The following is a 19,204-nucleotide window of genomic DNA, read 5'->3' on the forward strand; positions in this document are numbered from 1 at the left end:
GTGGATGAGGGGGAAGGGTTCTAAAGAGTACTACCTGATGTTGTGTCAGGAATTAGCAGATCATGATTATTCTTATTATGTACTTCACGATCCTAAGATTTCTGATTATGTCTATGACATGAAAATGCGTGAATTACTTCAGATAGAAGTTCACCATCCTGATTGGAAAGTCTTGTGGTCGCCATCAATCCGTTTGGGTGATCGTCCCTCTGGAGGATTCGCTGTTGTCGATCATCAGCCTCCTATGCTTTCTATTGCGAACAGTTATTCTAGAGAAGAACTCGAGGAGTTTTTTTCTCGTGTTAAGAAAACGTTGAGCTATACTCCGACTTATGTTGTAGAACTTAAAATTGATGGCATTGCAGTTGCTATACGTTATGAAGATCGTGTTCTAGTCCAAGCTTTAAGCCGAGGCAATGGACGTCAGGGAGAAGATATAACGGCGAACATTCGCACTATACGTTCCCTCCCCTTAAAGCTTCCTAGAGATGCTCCAGAATTTGTAGAGGTGCGGGGGGAAGTCTTTTTTTTGTGTTCTACTTTTGAAAAGATCAATGTAAAGCAACAGCAACTAGGGAGGCCTATGTTTGCTAATCCCCGCAATGCTGCTGGAGGCACATTAAAGCAACTTTCTCCTCAAGAAGTGGCGAAACGAAAATTGGAAATTTCTATTTATACTGTGATAACTACGGGGATGAATGATTCTCATTATGAAAACCTTTTACATTGCCGTACATGGGGATTTCCTGTGTGTGGTCACCCTCAGTATTGTAAAACAACAGATGACGTGATTTCCATATTACAAACAATAGAAATAGAGCGGTATACTCTTCCTATGGAGATTGACGGAGCTGTGATAAAAGTCGATAGCTTAATGAACCAGCAAAGGTTGGGGATGACAGGAAAGCATTATCGGTGGGCGTTGGCATATAAATATGCTCCTGAACAAGTAGAAACGATAATTGAAGATATCATTGTGCAGGTAGGAAGAACGGGAGTTCTTACTCCTGTAGCGAAGTTACGACCTGTTGTATTATCGGGATCTTTGGTATCTCGAGCGTCTCTTTATAATGAAGAAGAAATTCATAGGAAGGATATCCGTATTGGTGACACTGTGTATGTGGAAAAAGGGGGAGAGGTTATCCCTAAGATTGTAGGAGTTTGTAAGGATAAGCGTGTACAAAATTCTCAGCTATGGCAGATGCCTGAGTTTTGTCCTGGATGTCATGGCAAGCTAGTTCGTGAACCTGATAAGGTTGGAGTTCGCTGTAGCAACCCTTCCTGTTCCGCTGGGGTTATTGAAAAAATTCGTTTTTTTGTAGGTCGAAGTGCTTTAGATATTCAACATTTAGGAATGAAGATCATAACAAAGCTTGTTGATTTGGGGATGCTACATACTTTCTCAGACATCTTTCAGTTAACAAAAGAAGATTTGCTTCAAGTACCGGGGTTTCGCGAACGCTCGGTGGAAAATCTCTTGGCTGGTATTGAAAAAGCGAAACATGTTTCGTTAGATCGGTTTCTTGTAGCTTTGGGTATTTCTTATGTTGGTATTAGTGCAGCCTCTGCATTAGCCAGTTGCTTTCACACCATAGAAAAGATAATTTCTGCACCTTATGAGGCTTTGCTTACTGTTGAGGGTATTGGGGAGAAAGTTGCACACTCTATTATCGATTACTTTGCTAGTATTCAGCATATTCAAGAGATTGAAAAGATGTTGGCTTTAGGGGTTAAAATTTCTCCTTATCAAGAGGTAAATTCTATGTGTGTAGGAAAGGTCTTTGTTATGACCGGCTTTTTGTTGGGAATGTCTCGGTCTCAGGCAGAAGCTGCTATTCGCAATAGTGGGGGTAAAGTGAGTTCTTCAGTATCCAAACAGACAGATTATCTTATTGTAGGGACAAACCCTGGGTCCAAGTTGAAAAGAGCTAGGGAATTGCGAGTTCCCATTCTTACTGAGGAAGCTTTTGTTAAGCTTCTTAAGCTTGGGTAATTTACTATTAAAATAAATTATTTAATCAGTATTCATATTTTTATTAATATTTTTACCATTACCTCTAATAATTTCATCAAACTATTTATTATAAATATCTTTTAGGTTTATAATAGCTCAATAAATTCCGTATCTTTTTATTTCTTTGGAGGAAGGATGGCTTCTTCACCAGTTACTTTTGTTCAGGGTATCCCCTCTTGGTCGCAGAGTAACATCCTGGAATCAGGATCCCCACAAGTTGACCAGCCTTTAAGTCCTGAAGCTCAAGGATTGCGAGCACCGTTGATTGCGCGTTGGACTGTCCTAGAAAATCTAGAAAACCATATTAAAGCTATGGAAGCTTCAGATTTGAAGAAATACCGCGCCTATAAGATTGCTTTGTTAATTATTACTTTGATTGGTATAGCAATCGTCTGTGTTTTGCCTATATGTTTGGGATTGGGGCTCTCTCTTTGGATTCCTATTCTTGTGCTTGTTGGAATGGGGATAGCTATAGGAGTTGTTTCATACAAGTTGCGAGAAAAATGTCAAAAAATTCGATTGAAATACTTGGGGTACCAGCTCTACTACAAGCAGATCATGAGTCAGCATTCAGATTTAAAGGCGTTGACCTTGCATAAATATAACATCACAACGAAGCAACAGGAAAAGAGCTTAGCAGTTAAATTGCAATTACGTGCTGACTCGGAATCAGAAAGACCTGATGGAGGCGCTAAAAGAGATGCATCCCTAGATTTTGCCTCAGAAAGGATAGCACAGTTTTACCAAGTTGAGGCTCTTCTAGGTATCAATCATGTGAAGGATGCTGAGTGGCGGAAGCGTAGTCAAGAAGTGCGTATGATTAAAGAAAAGGTTATTGGAGGCATAAAAGGAGACGAAGCAATTAAAAAAGTGCAAAGAGATGCTTTACTGGTTTCAGGAGTTTACCACGGAGATTTCGTAAGTTCCGAGGGGTTTATAGATCTTGCCAAAACGATTATGAGTGTCTGTGGTTATGGCAAGTACATGGGAACACAGGCTCGCCAAGCCCTGGATCAATACACGCGAGCCTATCTCGATAGTAAGACTTTTGTTAGTTGGAATCCTCAATTGCCTCAAACTACACAAGAATATCTTAAGAGCTGCAGTCGTATTTTAGATCACGCTTCCAAGATATTTCAGGATCTTGCTCTATTAGTAGATCACTGCACTTCAGCACAATGGCTTTATGATTTAGAAAAGTTAATTTCGTGTTATGAGTATCTAGTCAATATGCAGCAGGTAGAGGATAAGAAGGTAGCTGAAATTGAGACGCTTCATCATCAGCTTGGGGTGCAGGAAGGGTGCAATCAAACGCGTTTAATGTTGTTATCTGGGATACGTAAAGACTTTCAAAGACTTGTTTTAACAAAGATATCAGGGAGTATAGATCAGAATGAGTTTTGTCAAGAACTCCAAGTGCTTTGTGAAAAGCTAAAATTGGAAAGATATCAGATACGTCAGGCATTAGGAAAAGGAAATGCGTCGATTAAGGAGTGCGAGGTTAAGGCTAATAAAGCGCTTATTGATTACCTTATAAATTTAGGGGACACTGGACAGTTGTTAGATCAGGTACGCACAGCTATTCAATATGGAAGGTTTGTAGAGAAAAATGTGAGTTCTGCCCTCCAAAGCCATCCAGAGAAGCGATGTATAGGATTGAAGAGCATTCTAGCACAACTTAAGGGGATATTGTATTCTGATGAGTGGGGTGCTGTCTCGATGAAATCTCTGGATAAGATTACTAAAGAAAAGACACTCTTACAACAACGCCTAAAAGAGCTCACGGAGAAGCTAGAGTCTTGGGAAGCGAGATATAATATATTTAAGGGTGAAAAACTTAGTCGCGTACTATTTAAAGATTTTGCGCAGTCCTATCCTTCGATTGATACACTTATCAGCAAAATTGGGGAGGCTAATTTCACTGGAGATATTGGGGAGTGTCTTTTAAAGAGTCGCGCATATTTAAATGACATGTTCAACAAGTGTACAGAAAAGCATTGTGCGCCGACTCAGGAAGAGATAACCGCATGGTCTGAGGAATACCGACAGCTGTGTAGTGAGCTTTCTGTTTTTTCTTCTACACTTCAGGAAGTGCAGCAGGAAATCTGTGAGGAGGGAATTTCCTCAGGGGCTATGTTATTCCAGTCCTTAACGACTAAGGACAAAAAATTGGAAGAGAAGCTTGAAGTAAAACGAACGCAACTCCGGGCAACAGCAAAGGCACAGCGAGCTTCTTCACGTGAACAAAGCCAGATACAGTTGAACACTCTTGTAAAAGAAGGAATTCAGAATTTGGAAGCTGTTTTACAAGGAATGGCAACTTTTGAAACAGCCACTCAGAATCCTTTAGAATATGACCCCACAAAGATTACTGAAGCTATATCGCAGCTTTTTATGGCGATGCAGAAGGCGAACTTTCTTGATCTTGAGGAGGTACTTACGACATCTAGTACGGCTGCTCCTGAGCCTTTAGCAGTCTTAAAGGAAGTTACTCCAGAAGTGAAAGAAGGCTTAGCAGCAAATATTATAGAAAGTCAGAAAAAATATCGAAGTTTCTTAGAGTTACAACAAGCAAATTTAGATAGCTTTTTGAAGAATATAGAAAAAATAGTGAAAAAGTGGAATCTTGCTCAAACCATAATCGGTGCATTGCTGGGGTTATTTATTTGTGTGATGAGTTTAATGTTGATTGTATCTCAGGCACTCTGGATTTTTATTGCATTGTGTATAGGGTTTATATGTCTACAAATTATCCCGTTGATTTTTGGGCATGTTTTAGAAAAGAAACTCTTAGATGCTCGTGTTGTGGAGAATGCCGAGATATTGTTACCTGCGACTAAAGTTTTTCCTTCAGAGTTTGGGAATACGAGGTTAAATCGTTTAGCACAGCTCCAGGATACTTTAAGTCTAGAAGGTTGTCATATTACTTGGGCTAAAGAGATAACCTCAGATATGCATGATTTTCACACAGGTAAAGAAACAACTGCTAAAGAGATTATAAAAGAATTCCGCAAGGATTCGAAGTTCTTTGAGCAACAGATGAAAAAGCGTTTTCAGGATAAGCCTCCAGCTACTGATGGAGAGAAGAAGACGATTCCTCAACAGGAGCAGGGATTAAAGGTTGATGATTATGCAATGTTGAATCAGGACAAGTTGTGTTTGCAAGACGTTGTTCAAGCTGAGTTGGAACTGATCAATAAGGAAATAGACTTGCTGGTTACAGAGCGTTTAAGGTTATGTACGCGAAAGAAGCAGAATGACATGGAACAAGCCTATAGTGAGCAGCTAGAGAAAAAGATCATGGATAAAAATCGGGCATACGTAAATCTAGAGCAGGATATTAAGCTTAAGACGACAATTCGTGATATCTTAATACAGGCTCTTGAGAGTGCTCCTAAGCTTTCTAAAACTAGAGAGTTTAATGTAACCCAAGAGATTGAAGAGCTTCTTAAGCTCATTGCTATTATGTATTGTGATTCTGTATCTTGTGAAGAACAACAGAGAGCTAAGGAGCAATTTCAACGACGTGTTGTTGCGGTTGCATTATCTGGACAGATTTCGACCTTAGAAGAAGGTTTTCATTTATATGCATGCCGAGGAATTTGTCGTTCCACTATGAGAGATCAGTCCGAATTAAAGACGCGTATTTTAAAAAGAGAAACAAAGGAAGCTGTTCTTAGTCGTAAAGAAGAGAGCTTGAGGATTTTGGGTTTACCCAACTTGATGCCTTTTGTGAGGTTTTCAGATTCTTCCATTCAAGGTTCCGGATATTCTCAGGCTCTAGAAGCTTTTAGATTACTAAAGATTCTTTCTAAGAAATTAGAGAAGAATGAGTTGTTAAATACTAACGATTTTATACAGGTGCGAGCTGCACTTTCTGCTTATATTTATAAACATAAATCTTTAGCTAACATTGCTTGTTCTCTTTCTCCAATTGGCGCACCTTATACAGATGTGGCTACTATGATGCAAGAAGCTTATGGTATTAAAGAAATGCTTGAAGAGAACACTGAAGTGCTTATTCGTCATCAGTGCGATATTGCTTTGCGACGAGTGCGCTATATTATGCGTGAGCGAGCAAAGGAATACAGTAAGTCCCACTTACAGGCTGTTATTAAATATTTGCGTTCTGTATTTTCGGGAAACCAATCTATGGATCAAGAACGTCTCCAAGCTCTTTGTCGTAAGTTTCCTACATTTCCTGTTGATGTTCTGCAACAACTGTTGAAAGAAGTACAGAGTCAATGTAGTGTTCATGGTCAACAGGTAGCGGAGTTCCAACAATTGATAGCGCGTGGCGCGCTAGTCAAGAACAGTGTGAATGTAAAGCAACAGCAATTTGATCTTCATTGGGAGCAGTGTAGTGTGCGGCTTCGAGAGATTAGTGAAAAGTTGGAAAGCTTGAAGCAAAGGCGTTCTCTGCTCTTACAAAAGGAATAGTGAAAACATAAAGTACTTGCATATTTGAAAAAAGACCGCCCTCTGCCTGTACAAAAAGCTTTTAAGTAAAAGACTAATCTATTTTTTCAGTGGCGAAAATACGAAGAAGATAAGAGATAAGTTCGTGTAGTTTGAATGTATGGGTTCTATAGCCAATGTAGCGGTCAGGTCGAATGATAAATAGGGAATTTGCGTTTGCATGATAAAGTTTAAGAATTCGAGGATCCTTGATTGTAATGACTTCTACCCACTCACCGTATTCTTCTTGAAGGGCTCGTTGAAGATCTATGCGATCTTTAAAGAAAATCAAAAGGTGCTTTGAGCTTTTCAAAGGATCTAAAAGGAAAGTACCTTCATTGAGGTGGAAGTCTATAGCGCGCATGCCTGGACCGGGACCTAAGATTTCCTTGTCCTGAGGAGATATTTTGATAATGTCACTGAAACGATATTTTAAAGCTTGATGAGGTGGGTAGTAGTACTCTCCACTTGCATTATTGAGTTTTCGGCATCCTTTTAAGAAGTAATACATTAGCGCAGGCGCATATAAACGCGAGAAAGGCAATTTTTTCGCGCGCTTTTCGGTAGTTTCACTAATATGTGGAAGAATATTTCCATTTTCTTGTTCTTTTGTTACAACGAGGTATTTTGAAGCTACTTTTTTAAGGACAGGAAGTAGCTTCCAAGCAAGATTAAAAGCGGCATGAATATTCGCATTGATTCCGTTGAGATAGGAGAGCACTAAATTATGGGAGAGACTTCCTAGAAAGAGTAAATTGCCATGTTCGGAAGGTAGTATAGAAGAGTGTGTTGTTTTAATATGATATTGCTCATCAGCAATAACAAGATTGTAGGTATAAAGCAATTTGTGTTTGAGTTTAGGGGATAACCCATGGATTCCTTGAGGTAGACAGAGCTGTTTTGTCCTCTCTTGAGGGTTATAGAAAACGAAGTTTAAAAAATGCTTGGTAACAGGGAGGAGATGGATATGATCTTCTTCGAAAGATTGTCCTTCATCGCAGTTTATGAAAACCACCTCTCTGTGGGCTTTTCTTATCTTGATTTGGTTTTTCACAAGATCTTTAATATCAGAATTATTGTCAGCCTCAGACGCAATAATCCAATGCGGATGATAAATTTTGCGTTTTTCAAAATTTTGAGAGATTTTTGTACTTTCAATAAAAATATTGTTGTCAACAAGAGTCACAGGTCGTGTTGCCCAGTCTATAACGCCTCCATGTTCTAAAAACATATGAATCAGGTGTTTTTCAAATTCCTGATATGTTGTGGAGAGAGAAAAGGGTAAGGGAGATTCTCCTGCTTGGCTAAATTTAAAAAGTAAAGTTCGCTTTTTCCAATGGTAGCGTGCACCAAAAAGTTTGTGGTTGTTTTTAACAAAATTACCAAGAAGCCCTCCATTATGAAGGAGTTCTAATGAAGAGCACGATAAGATTATAGGAAGTTTCCTAATGTCTAGAAAATTCGCGTCTTCAGGAGTACTTCTATGGTCAATAACTTTTGTTGTAATACCATGTTGGATTAACATATTTGCTAAGATAAGGCCCGTGGGATTCGCGCCTATGACTAAAATGTCAGCCATGTCGGCCTCTGAATAATGACAGGGATAGTTAGAGTATAAGATAAAGATATTGATGAATCAAGAGTGGAGTTTAAGAAGGATAATCAAGAATAAAACCTTTAGCTTTAAAGATCCTTGGAGTTAGAGTGTGTTCATAAAATGCCTGACTATTTCTTGAATAATTTTATCTCGATGAGGAGAAGAACCAACACTGTGGCCAGTATTTTCATAGGTGATAAAAGTTATGTTTCCTGGAGAGTTATTTTCAAAAAGAGCTTGATGTATTAGAGAAACAATAAAATCGTTTTTTCCATGTTGATGAAGAATGGGGGGCTTTAGAGGCAGGGAGTTCACCACGATGTGATCTTGAATTTTTAAAAAACTTTCAATGTCTCCCGGACAAATAACTAAAGGAAGACCAGTGAAACCGAATTCTTGCCCTATGGTACCGACTAGGTCTGTAGTTTGACTGAAGTTTGAATAGAGTTCCTTTAGAAGGATACCGCCATCTGCAATAGCTGCCCATAAACTTAGAGATTTGATAGTAAGAATTTTAGGCATGTATAAGCGAGTAAGATTTAAGGCCAGATGACAGCCAAAAGAAAAACCAGCAATGCCTATCCTATGTGGATTTAATTCTGGGTATCGATGAATGGCTTGAAGAATATCTACGCTATTTTGTAGATAAGTTGCCATAGCGATATCTTCAGTCTGACCCTCACTGTCTCCACATCCTGCCATATCTATACGTAGCGTAGCAATTCCATGAATAGCAAGCTGTAAAGCAAGTCTTCGATAAGTTTTTTCTATGCCGCCAAGCTTGCTACCACGAAAACCGTGGAAAATAACCACTACGGGAAAGCCCTGTGAAGGTTGAGGAGTCTTAGGAAAATGTAAAACTCCAATAAGGTTATAACCTGCGCTAGGCAGCGTAATTGCCTGACAGATTTCGTGGTTAGGTTGCACCGTAGTGTTAAGTTGTAGCAAATCTTCAGGAATTGCTGGAAATCCAGGAACCTGTACGGGTTTAGCTATTGCTTGCGACAAAATAAACAGAAACAAAAAGGCCCAGGAAGTAATTTTATACATTTCAATATGTTATGAAAATAAAAGCGTATAGTTTAGATAAGGAAGAATGTTTTTGTCAAGATTTGGAGCTAGGAGGAAATATACAATTTCAACACTTTTTTAAGATCTTATAAAGATACTTGTCTTTTCGTTACGAGAGAAGTACACTACTCTTTTTAATTTTTCATTCTCATAGTTTTGAGTCTTTATGCGATATGATCCCAGTTTAATAGAAAAAAAATGGCAGGACTTTTGGAAAGAAAAAGAAAGTTTTTATGCCTATGAATTGAAAGATAAACTCAAATATTATGTTTTGGATATGTTTCCTTATCCCTCTGGAGCAGGGCTACATGTAGGGCATTTAATTGGTTATACTGCTACGGACATTATCGCAAGATATAAAAGAGCTAAGGGTTTTTCTGTGCTCCATCCTATAGGCTGGGATAGCTTTGGGTTGCCCGCGGAGCAATACGCAATTCGGACAGGAATGCATCCTAGACTAACGACACAGAAAAATATTGCAAATTTTAAAAAGCAACTTCTTGCCATGGGGTTTTCTTATGATGAAAGGCGTGAGTTTGCTACGAGTGATCCTGACTACTATCGTTGGACTCAGAAGCTTTTCCTCTTTCTCTATGAACAGGGTCTTGCCTACATGGCAGATATGGCAGTGAACTATTGTGCTGAATTAGGCACTGTATTGTCCAATGAGGAAGTTGAAAATGGGTTTTCTATAGAAGGAGGGTATCCTGTTGAACGCAGAATGCTCCGACAATGGATTTTGAAAATTACTACCTATGCAGACCAGCTTCTCGCGGGTTTAGATGAACTGGACTGGCCTGAAAACGTCAAGCAGCTTCAAAAAAATTGGATAGGGAAGTCAGAAGGCGTTGTCGTATACTTTAAATTAGAAGGCGAAGACGAGAGGGTACTGAAAGTTTTTACTACGCGTCCGGATACTTTAGCAGGAGTGAGTTTTCTTGTTGTTGCTCCTGAGCATCCTGAGTTGGAGCATATAGTGACGGAAGTCCAACGAAAAGAGGTGGAGGAGTATGTTCAAGCAACCCTTAAAAAGAGCGAACGTGAACGTCTAGGAACTACCAAGGTGAAAAGCGGGGTATTTACAGGAGCTTATGCTCAACATCCTGTGACAGGGAAGCTTCTACCTATCTGGATTGCGGATTACGTAGTGTTGGAGTATGGTTCTGGTATTGTTATGGGTGTTCCCGCCCATGATGTTAGAGATCATGATTTTGCACAGGCTTTTTCTTTACCCATATATGAAGTAATAAATTCTGATGGGGTGTGTATTCATAGTAATTTTGATGACTTTTGCTTGGATGGCTTGTTGGGTGTGGAGGCGCGAAATTATGTTATAAGATATTTAGAAGAGCGAGGCATAGGAGAAGCAAAAACGGCGTATAAGTTACGGGATTGGCTTTTTTCTCGTCAGAGATATTGGGGAGAGCCTATACCGATTGTTCATTTCGAAGATGGTAGTTGCCGATCTTTGGGGGATGATGAACTTCCTCTTCTTCCCCCAAATATTGATGACTACAGGCCTGAAGGGTTTGGCCAAGGACCTCTGGCGAAGGCTAAAGAGTGGGTATATATTCATGATAGTAAGACAGGAAAACCTGGCCGGAGGGAGACGTATACAATGCCGCAATGGGCAGGATCCTGTTGGTATTATCTGCGTTTTTGTGATCCCAACAACTCCACAGCGCCTTGGTCTTTAGATAAAGAGCACTATTGGATGCCTGTAGATCTTTATATTGGTGGTGCAGAACACGCAGTCTTACACTTACTTTATGCGCGCTTTTGGCATCAAGTATTTTATGATGCTGGTTTTGTATCTACTTCGGAGCCTTTCAAAAGATTAATAAATCAAGGTCTAGTGTTAGCCACTTCGTATCGTGTGCCGGGTAAAGGGTACGTGAGCTTTGATGAAGTGCGGGAAGAAAATGGGTCGTGGTTTACTCTATTGGGAGAACCTGTCCAGGTACGGCAGGAAAAAATGTCTAAATCCAAGTTAAATGGTGTAGATCCTCAAATCTTGATCGAAGAGTATGGGGCTGATGCCTTGCGTATGTATGCGATGTTTTCGGGACCTCTGGATAAAAATAAGCTATGGTCTAATGACGGCGTGGCAGGATGTCGTCGTTTCCTTAATCGTTTTTATGAATTAGTCTCTTCCGAGAGTGTCCAGGATATAGAAGACGACGCAGGATTATGTCTAGCTCATAGATTAGTACATCGTGTGACAGGATGTATTGAAAATATTTCTTTGAATACGATACCATCGTTCTTTATGGAATTTTTAAATGATTTTTCTAAGCTTTCTATTTATTCTAAGTCTGCCTTAACTCTTGCTGTGCGTGTTCTCGCACCAATTGCTCCTCATATTAGTGAAGAGCTTTGGGTGTTCTTAGGACATGCACCAGGGATTGATAGGGTCGTTTGGCCTGAGGCTGATGAAAAGTATTTGGTTTCTCAAACAATAACCTTGGTGATACAAGTAAATGGTAAACTACGGGGACGTTTGGAAATTACTAAAGATACTCCTAAAGATAGGGTACTGACTTTGTCTAGAGAAATTGTTGCTAAGTACATAGGAAGTGCTCAAATTAAGAAAGAGATTTTTCTCCCCAATAAATTAGTGAACTTTGTTTTATGACCCGACGTAATCCCAACTATATGTTTAGATATTTGTATGATATTTGTTTAATTGGTGCTTTCATCATTGCACTCCCCAAGCTAGCCTATAAGATGTGCGTGTATGGTAAGTATAAGAAATCTTTATTTCAGCGCTTTGCTTTAAAACGACCTAAGGTTCCAGGAACAGGACCCTTAGCCTGGTTTCATGGAGCTTCTGTAGGTGAACTTCGCTTGTTATTGCCAGTAATTGAACAGTTTTGTGAAGAATTTCCTCATTGGCGTTGTTTGATTACTTCATGTACTGAATCTGGATTTGATCTTGCAAAACAGCTTTTTGACCCTAAAGGCATTACCACCTCTATCTTACCTTTGGACTTCAGCCTTATTATCAAGCCTGTAGTACGTAAACTCTCCCCCGCTCTTCTCGTATTTTCGGAAGGAGATTGTTGGTTAAATTTTTTTGAAGAAGCTAAACGTTTGGGAGCTACTACTTTAGTAATTAATGGGCGCATGTCTGAGAAGTCTGTAAGAAACTTTAAAATTTTAAGACGTCTAGGGAAGAACTACTTCGCCTCTATGGATAGATTTTTATTACAGGATGAAGTGTATAGAGAACGTTTTCTTGCTGTAGGGATTCCTGAGAGTAAGTTACGAGTTACAGGAAATATCAAGACGTACTTAGGAAAGTGTCCTTTTATAGATTTAGAGCGGAAGGGTTGGAGAGAACGTTTGAGGTTGCCAGAGAGTGCTGAGCTTGTTGTTTTAGGCTCCATGCATCCTACAGATGCAGAAAAGTGGTTGCCCGTAGTGCAGCAGTTAATCAGAAGAAAAGCTTATGTGCTTTGGGTCCCTCGGCATATTGAAAAGACTAAAGATCTACAAGAGTATTTGTCCAAAGGGAATATCCCATTTGGATTATGGAGTCGAGGAGCGAATTTCCATAACGTTCCTGTTGTTGTTGTTGATGAGATTGGCTGGTTGAAGGAGCTTTATTTTGCCGGGGACTTGGCTTTTGTCGGTGGAACTTTTGATTCTAAAATTGGTGGGCATAATTTATTGGAGCCTTTACAATGTGGGGTTCCTTTAATCTTCGGACCACACATTACATCGCAGTCGGAGTTGGCGCAGCGTTTACTTATGAATGGTGCTGGATTGTGCTTGGATGGTACAAAATCGGTAGAGAGTGTTGTGATGTTTTTGCTGGATAACCCGAAAGTACGTGAAGCTTATATTGAAAAAGGAAAAATCTTTTTATCTGAGGAAGGGCTTGCTTTTGAACGTACTTGGGCAGAGTTAAAAGATGCTATTCCCTTGTGTAAAAATACGTGATTTGGTAAATTTTTTGGTATATCGCGGGATAGAGTAGAGGTTATCTCGTTGGGCTCATAACCCAAAGGTCGGAGGTTCGAATCCTTCTCCCGCTAATTTATTTCTTTTGTGGCGGTATAGCTCAGGTGGTTAGAGCAGCAGAATCATAATCTGCGTGTCGTTGGTTCAAATCCGACTACCGCTATGTCCCTATTTAGTACTTTCTATTTCCATTCAAGAATGAATGGTGTCGGTTTTTTTAAAGGCAATTTAGTTTCACTGGCTTTCCCAAAGTAAAGTTAAAGGACGTTGATCTACGAGTTCTTTTTTTCCAAAGTATTGTAAAGGACCGGGAAAGCGATAGAGATCTTCTAAAAGACAAGAGTTGCTTTGTTGTATTAAATATTGAACAGCCGGAGCATAAGGATTTACGGAGTCAGTCTTGATAACAGTAGTTTGAGCTCCACAACGATTTTCAATATGCATCATTTTGTATAGTGGAGTTGCTCCCCCCTCCCATTGGTGATAAGATGTTGCAAGGTTGCTGATGGTGATCATGTATCCTGTTTTGTTACGAACAAGGAATAAAGCAGAAAGAATGCCTAGAGCAATACCATAATTAGCGTCGAAGTTAGAAGGAAATGCTGCTCGGGCTTCATAGCCGAAGAAGTGAGTTACGGGTTGAAAGACCATTCTTGGTTCGATTTTTTGTATTTCCTTTTTTACTAATATAGCTAGAAGTTCTTCAGTGGCAATTTTTGAGACTCTAACATTGCCATAAGAATCCCGAGCGATAAGAAGTTGGTAGGCGATATCAGAGGGTAGAGAATTGAAGGTTTTTAAAGCTTCTGGAGAAAGTTTTTCCACAATATGCTCTGGAGTGGCAGCACTATCCAATAACAAAAGATTTAGTTCATTTATGAGTTTTTGAGTGTCTAGAATATGTTCAATAAGTCCTTCAGGAATAAGCACGGTACTGTAGTTTTTTCCTTTACGATAACGACCAACTAGTCCCTTAGCAATCTGTTCACTAAGTTTTTGTAGGGAGATTTTCCTTGTTGCAATGTGTTCACTGATGAGGGTAAGATTGGGGAAGGTTTGCAAGGCACATTCTAGCGTGGTATATGAGGCTTGCCGACCCATAAGACGGATGAAGTGGTGGTACTTTTTTGTTGATAGAGCATCCTTGGCTAGATTACCGATCATTTCTGAATAGATGCGACATGAAGTATGAAACCCAAGTGAAGTTTCAATCCAAGAATTTTTGAGATCACCGTCTATAGTTTTAGGAACGCCAATGACAGGCGTTGAGCAATTATGGGCAAGAAAGTACTCTGCAAGCATTGCTGTATCTGTATTGGAATTATTGCCGCCAATGATGAGTAAACCGTCGAGTTTGAGTTTTTTTACTACACCTAGAATTGTTTTTTTTTGCTCTTCAGTTTTGATTTTTTCTCGGCTGGAGGAAAGCATGTCAAACCCTCCCACATTGTAATAGTCATAAACTACCGAGATATCTAAATCTTTATATAATCCCTGAGTTAATCCTAAAGGACCTTTAATAAATCCAAAAAGACGTGTATTTGGATTGAAAACGTGTAATGCATCGAAAAGCCCTATGACAACATTATGCCCTCCAGGTGCTTGGCTTCCAGAAAGCAACACTCCAATTTTTAATGGTTTTGAAGGAATCTCTTCACCTTTATAAATGCAAACTTCAGGGATGTTACAGAGATAAGGAATTTGTTGGCGAAGCTGCTCTGAAGCTGAAGTCTGCTCCGGCAACTCTTGAATATGCTGAGAACGTATTGTTTCTAAAAATGCCAAGGTTTCAGGACGATAGCGTAGACGTTGAGTTTCAAAATAACTTTTATTTAAAGAAAGGAGTTCCACAAATTATTCTCAAGTTGAAAGTTCACTGATTAACCATGTGATAAGATCAGAAAGAACGGAGGAACTGTTCAGAGGAAGCACATGGTCAACATTAGGGTAACTGAGTAGACGAAGACGGTTATTTTTATTTTTAAAAGCTTGGGCAAAAAGTTTTTGATGATTTAAGGAAACCAAAGTATCGTTTTCTCCATGCATATGGAGAATAGGGAGGGACTCAGGAATATCTACCACTTGCTTAGAGATATCTATTTCCAAGAATTGTGAGCAGAAGGCTTTGCTAAGTGGAATGCCTGCGTAGTGAATGTTGTCACTATTGGAAGTAGAGGAGCTTATGATCGATTGGTTTTGAGCATCTTGCACCCAAAGGGTTCCTAGAATTGTGGGTGCCCAAAGAGCTAAAGCTTTAATCTTAGGCATTAAGCCAATACTTAAGAGAGTTAACGTGGCTCCTAGCGAGGAACCAAAAATGGCAAGATTTGTTTTGTCAGTGTATGGCTGCTTATATGCATAGTTAACGATTTCACAGATGCTGGTTTTATAGTCTTCAAGAGAAAAGTCATCGGGCTGTCCTTCGCTGTCTCCGTGGCCTGGTAAATCGATCCGCAGGGCTGCGCAGCCTACTTCTGCGAGTGCTTCAGCCAAGTGAACATGCGTACGTTGTGTTCCTATTTTGTCAGAGACTAGACCATGTAGAATAATAACAAGGGGATGGGAAACTTGCTCATTTAGAGGTGTATGCAAAATTCCAAATGTCGTGACGTTCCCGAGTAGGGTAAGAGTAAGCATGGTACGGCGTTCATGTTTGTTAGATACCACACCGATTGTCAAGGGAAGCTCCTATCTTAAGAGGATTAAATCCCCTTGTTAATGTAATTTTTAAAAAGAAATTAGTCGAGAAAAATCAGTGTTCACTTAATCCTTATACTGCACGAGATTTCTTGATGGAAGAGACTACAATACTTTTTAAATTTCTTGAAAAGTATTTTTACATGCGATTGCTTGATATGATAGTTGCCTTGAGTAAAGATAAGTTTTTTGCCCGAACTATAGTATAAGAAACATTAGAGGAAGGTATGATCTTAATTGATGGGCGAGTAGCCAATGTGTTTCTTAGGACAGGATAGCCATCTGATTTTGAAATTATCTTTCATTCTTATTCAAACTTCTAAAGAGAGGATAATCGACGGCAGTCTATTTTGTAGAGTATATCACCTAGAAGCAAGTTTTTTTCTTTTATAAATTAGAGAATAAAGACTGTAAAATGGGTAAAGAGAGCTTGTTATTGCGGGAGCATAGAGCATCAGTATTCAAGGCTGCTTCAAGAATAGCTTCAGGGTGTTCTAGAACGGTTAATTTTTCTTTTTTATTAGGCAGTTCAGGTAAATAGAATAGGTTATAGTGTGCTTCAAAGTGTTTGTGTAATAGATAATAGAGAGCTAGGGCAATTAAAAGAATAGGGAAGAATAAGAAAGAGAGGCATTTTAAAATTTTTATTAAAGTAGAAACTTCGCTTTGCTCTTCTTCGACTAGCCCTATACTGTCCGCATTTATAGTAAGGATTGTGTGTCGTGTTCCTCCTAAGAAAAGATACGAGTCCACCTTGTGTAGGAGTTTATTCATTGGACTTATCGGAATATTAGAAGAGAAGCTATAGAATTTCATAGAATCTTATATTATTACAATAGTGACGATAAACTATACCATAAGTTGAATTTTTATTATATTATTTCACGACTTTTCATAGGAACGAGAGAGACACAATTTCTAAATTATCAGAAGATTTGTTTAGCTGAGACTTTCCTTACTTTTTCCCAAAAATTTAAAGTAGCTTGAAGAGTTTGTAAAAAATCTAGCGAGATTTTGTTTTGTGGGAAGCTATGACTATCTGGATTATCCATGATTGCTTTAAGAATAATGTCGGGGTTCTTCAGAAGGGTCAATTCTTCTTTTTCATTAGACAGTGGGGGTAAATAGAATAGGTTATAGTGTGCTTCAAAGTGTTTGTGTAATAAATAATAGAGAGCTAGGGCAATTAAAAGAATAGGGAAGAATAGGAAAGAGAGGCATTTTAAAATTTTTATTAAAGTAGAAACTTCACTTTGCTCTTCTTCGACTAGCCCTATACTGTCCGCATTTATAGTAAGGATTGTGTGTCGTGTTCCTCCTAAGAAAAGATACGAGTCCACCTTGTGTAGGAGTTTGTTCATTGGACTTATCGGAATATTAGAAGAGAAGCTATAGAATTTCATAGAATCTTATATTATTGCAATAGTGACAAGGGACTATAGCATAGATTGGATTATTCAATTGCTTTTTTAAAAATGTTTTCTTTTGAAGATGAAGAACACGTATCAATTTAATTATTTGTTTTATAAGCCTCCCAGGGATAGATAGATTCTTTCTTAGTCTATAGGTCCATGAAATTTTTAGTGTGAAGATACACTATAATGATTCTCTGAAGTAAAAAATTTTAGAAGGTATTTCAGAGATAGTTAGGGAGAGTCCTGGCTTTTGTCGTAGGGTTAATATGCCCTATCAGGGATTTCTATACACATTTGGCATTGGTCTTGCCAGTGCTGGTGGTTCAGGAGTAGGGTCAGGGGGGGGGAATTGTCGGAGTAGGTTTCTGGGGGTATTTTTATTTGTAAAGGTCCTAGGAATCTGTAAAAATCTTCAAGGGCCCAAATTTTTCTATAAAGTTTGAATTTACAAAATGCGGGACTTCCAATATCGATATGGTGTTTTTTGATGTGTGGATGTAAAGAACCATCGGATTTTTGTTTTATTGTAAACATTTGAACGATAGGAATCGCGCGTAATCGCCATTTTTTAAAAGGACAGGCGAGGGATTCGATGGTAGAGAGGTAGCCATTGCAGCGATGACGAACAAGAATAGCAGCACCATAGCCTAGGCTATAGCCGTAATCATTATCAAATTTTGTAGGTAATCCTGAGCGACCTTCATAACCTAAAAAGTGAGAGATTGCATTGAAGGGAACAGAGGGAAAATAGCTTTTCAGATGATTTTGTACAAGATGAATAAGGAGTTTGTCTACACTGATCTTGGAAACGTAGACATTGCCGTGAGTATCACGATCATTAAGGAGCTGGTGGGTAATGGTTTCGGGGAAACTATGCAGGAGTTTTTGTGATTCTAGAGATAGAAGAGAGCTTGTCTTGTTCTGTTTTGGTAGGCGTTCGATTTCCTTAATAAGATTGGTAATTTCTGGGATAAATTCGATAATGCCTTCGGGGATGAGGATGACTCCGTAATGTTTCCCCATAGCAGCCCTATCTGCTATAACGGAGCAAATTTTATGAATTACGGTTTTTAGGGGTAAGTTTTTCGCAGCGATTTCCTCGCCGATTAAAGCGATGTTGGGGTGGGTTTGTAAGGCACATTCAAGAGCGATGTGGGAGGCAGAACGGCCCATGAGCTTGATAAAATGGTAGCGAGCTTTACAAGATAAAGCGTCTCTTGAGATATTGCTAATAATGGATGAGTAGAATTTTGTTGCAGTATCGAACCCGAATGTTAAGTCTAGGAAAAGATGTTGTAAATCTCCGTCTATAGTTTTTGGTATACCAATGACTGAAGTTTTTGGGTGGTGGATTGCAAAGAATTCGGCAAGGATGGCAGTTGCTGTATTAGAACCGTCACCACCGATGATCACGAGTCCATCGAGATCTAGGGTTTTTACAGTTTTTAGACAAGCTTCTTTAGCTTCTTGGGTTACGATTTTTGTTCTTCCTGTTCCTAGGCAATTGAAACCTCCCGAGTTGCGGAACTTATACAGGAACTCTTTTGTTATGATTTCAGTATGATTTTGTATTAATCCTTCACCATTGTCAATAAAGCCAAATAATGAGGAGTTAGGGTTGAGGTTCTTTAAACTATCAAGGAGCCCTTGAATGACATTATGTCCTCCTGGAGCGGGTCCTCCAGAGAACATAACACCGACTTTCCATGAGGGACTGGGTTGAACTGTTCCTAAAGAGAATTTTAGGTAGGGAAGGGAGTGAGTGTTGGGAAAGAGTGTTTTCACACCTGAAGAGACGTTTTTTGAGAAGCTGGTATCGGGTATGGGGATTAAGCGGTCACCTTGTTTCAACTCTACAGGGAGAGGATTTGTGTAGGCGTTGACTACGGTGTCAAGATCTATGTAAGCAAGATGCATAGAGGCACTGGAATTTCAAATGTTAAGTTTATTTCTCCCCTAGGGGGGAATCTTCTATATATAAGGGAT

Annotated in this window: 11 protein-coding genes and 2 tRNA genes; 6 read left to right on the forward strand and 7 right to left on the reverse strand. The window is 39.2% G+C overall.

Translation table 11 applies throughout. From position 1 onward, the window contains the following. Nucleotides 1-4: 4 nt before the first annotated feature. Both ligA and Cs308_RS03695 read left to right on the forward strand, forming a co-directional pair. Nucleotides 5-1,993, forward strand: coding sequence for an NAD-dependent DNA ligase LigA (gene ligA, locus Cs308_RS03690; RefSeq protein ID WP_066482719.1), 1,989 nt, complete (start codon nucleotides 5-7; stop codon nucleotides 1,991-1,993). Between the two features lie 156 nt (nucleotides 1,994-2,149). Continuing rightward, nucleotides 2,150-6,454: a hypothetical protein gene (locus Cs308_RS03695; protein WP_066482720.1), complete on the forward strand. Its 4,305-nt coding sequence runs from the start codon at nucleotides 2,150-2,152 to the stop codon at nucleotides 6,452-6,454. Nucleotides 6,455-6,527: 73 nt separating this feature from the next. Here Cs308_RS03695 and Cs308_RS03700 read toward each other — a convergent pair whose 3' ends face one another. Then, complete coding sequence (locus tag Cs308_RS03700; RefSeq protein WP_066482722.1) at nucleotides 6,528-8,051, reverse strand: FAD-dependent monooxygenase; 1,524 nt, start codon at nucleotides 8,049-8,051, stop codon at nucleotides 6,528-6,530. A gap of 120 nt (nucleotides 8,052-8,171) precedes the next feature. Next, entirely contained in the window at nucleotides 8,172-9,092 is a 921-nt protein-coding gene (locus Cs308_RS03705; protein WP_231881965.1) for an alpha/beta hydrolase, read from the reverse strand. A gap of 214 nt (nucleotides 9,093-9,306) precedes the next feature. Between Cs308_RS03705 and leuS the strand changes: the two genes are divergently transcribed. The 4 genes from leuS to Cs308_RS03725 all read left to right on the forward strand — a co-directional run bounded on the left by leuS (nucleotide 9,307) and on the right by Cs308_RS03725 (nucleotide 13,269). Then, nucleotides 9,307-11,775: a leucine--tRNA ligase gene (leuS, locus tag Cs308_RS03710; RefSeq protein ID WP_066482726.1), complete on the forward strand. Its 2,469-nt coding sequence runs from the start codon at nucleotides 9,307-9,309 to the stop codon at nucleotides 11,773-11,775. Further along, nucleotides 11,772-13,085 (forward strand): lipid IV(A) 3-deoxy-D-manno-octulosonic acid transferase, encoded by a 1,314-nt coding sequence (gene waaA / locus Cs308_RS03715; protein ID WP_066482729.1) that lies wholly within the window; start codon nucleotides 11,772-11,774, stop codon nucleotides 13,083-13,085. Before leuS ends, waaA begins: the two co-directional genes overlap by 4 nt. Before the next feature lie 22 nt (nucleotides 13,086-13,107). Continuing rightward, nucleotides 13,108-13,180, forward strand: a tRNA-Met gene (locus tag Cs308_RS03720). Between the two features lie 15 nt (nucleotides 13,181-13,195). Continuing rightward, nucleotides 13,196-13,269 (forward strand) — tRNA-Met (locus Cs308_RS03725). 71 nt (nucleotides 13,270-13,340) lie between these two features. Here Cs308_RS03725 and Cs308_RS03730 read toward each other — a convergent pair. From Cs308_RS03730 to Cs308_RS03755, 5 genes are all read right to left on the reverse strand, one after another. Continuing rightward, entirely contained in the window at nucleotides 13,341-14,957 is a 1,617-nt protein-coding gene (locus Cs308_RS03730) for a diphosphate--fructose-6-phosphate 1-phosphotransferase (protein ID WP_066482732.1), read from the reverse strand. 9 nt (nucleotides 14,958-14,966) lie between these two features. Continuing rightward, nucleotides 14,967-15,743, reverse strand: a complete 777-nt coding sequence (locus Cs308_RS05045) for an alpha/beta hydrolase (protein ID WP_066483447.1) — start codon at nucleotides 15,741-15,743, stop codon at nucleotides 14,967-14,969. Nucleotides 15,744-16,190: 447 nt separating this feature from the next. After that, nucleotides 16,191-16,619 (reverse strand): DUF648 domain-containing protein, encoded by a 429-nt coding sequence (locus Cs308_RS03745; protein ID WP_066482736.1) that lies wholly within the window; start codon nucleotides 16,617-16,619, stop codon nucleotides 16,191-16,193. A gap of 110 nt (nucleotides 16,620-16,729) precedes the next feature. Continuing rightward, the gene (locus tag Cs308_RS03750; protein ID WP_066482738.1) at nucleotides 16,730-17,206 is read right to left on the reverse strand and encodes a DUF648 domain-containing protein; all 477 of its coding nucleotides are present in this window, start codon (nucleotides 17,204-17,206) and stop codon (nucleotides 16,730-16,732) included. Between the two features lie 273 nt (nucleotides 17,207-17,479). After that, the gene (locus Cs308_RS03755; protein WP_066482740.1) at nucleotides 17,480-19,135 is read right to left on the reverse strand and encodes a diphosphate--fructose-6-phosphate 1-phosphotransferase; all 1,656 of its coding nucleotides are present in this window, start codon (nucleotides 19,133-19,135) and stop codon (nucleotides 17,480-17,482) included. Nucleotides 19,136-19,204 lie beyond the last annotated feature (69 nt).

This window comes from Candidatus Chlamydia sanziniae, from assembly GCF_001653975.1.
GTDB classification, from domain to species: domain Bacteria; phylum Chlamydiota; class Chlamydiia; order Chlamydiales; family Chlamydiaceae; genus Chlamydia; species Chlamydia sanziniae.

Excerpts from the sequence above, each read along its gene's own strand:
- Cs308_RS03695 (WP_066482720.1), top strand. The coding sequence starts at position 2,150 with ATGGCTTCTTCACCAGTTACTTTTGTTCAGGGTATCCCCTCTTGGTCG.
- ligA (WP_066482719.1), top strand. The coding sequence starts at position 5 with ATGAGGGGGAAGGGTTCTAAAGAGTACTACCTGATGTTGTGTCAGGAA.
- Cs308_RS03700 (WP_066482722.1), bottom strand. The coding sequence starts at position 8,051 with ATGGCTGACATTTTAGTCATAGGCGCGAATCCCACGGGCCTTATCTTA.
- Cs308_RS03745 (WP_066482736.1), bottom strand. The coding sequence starts at position 16,619 with ATGAAATTCTATAGCTTCTCTTCTAATATTCCGATAAGTCCAATGAAT.
- Cs308_RS05045 (WP_066483447.1), bottom strand. The coding sequence starts at position 15,743 with ATGCTTACTCTTACCCTACTCGGGAACGTCACGACATTTGGAATTTTG.
- Cs308_RS03750 (WP_066482738.1), bottom strand. The coding sequence starts at position 17,206 with ATGAAATTCTATAGCTTCTCTTCTAATATTCCGATAAGTCCAATGAAC.
- waaA (WP_066482729.1), top strand. The coding sequence starts at position 11,772 with ATGACCCGACGTAATCCCAACTATATGTTTAGATATTTGTATGATATT.
- Cs308_RS03755 (WP_066482740.1), bottom strand. The coding sequence starts at position 19,135 with ATGCATCTTGCTTACATAGATCTTGACACCGTAGTCAACGCCTACACA.
- leuS (WP_066482726.1), top strand. The coding sequence starts at position 9,307 with ATGCGATATGATCCCAGTTTAATAGAAAAAAAATGGCAGGACTTTTGG.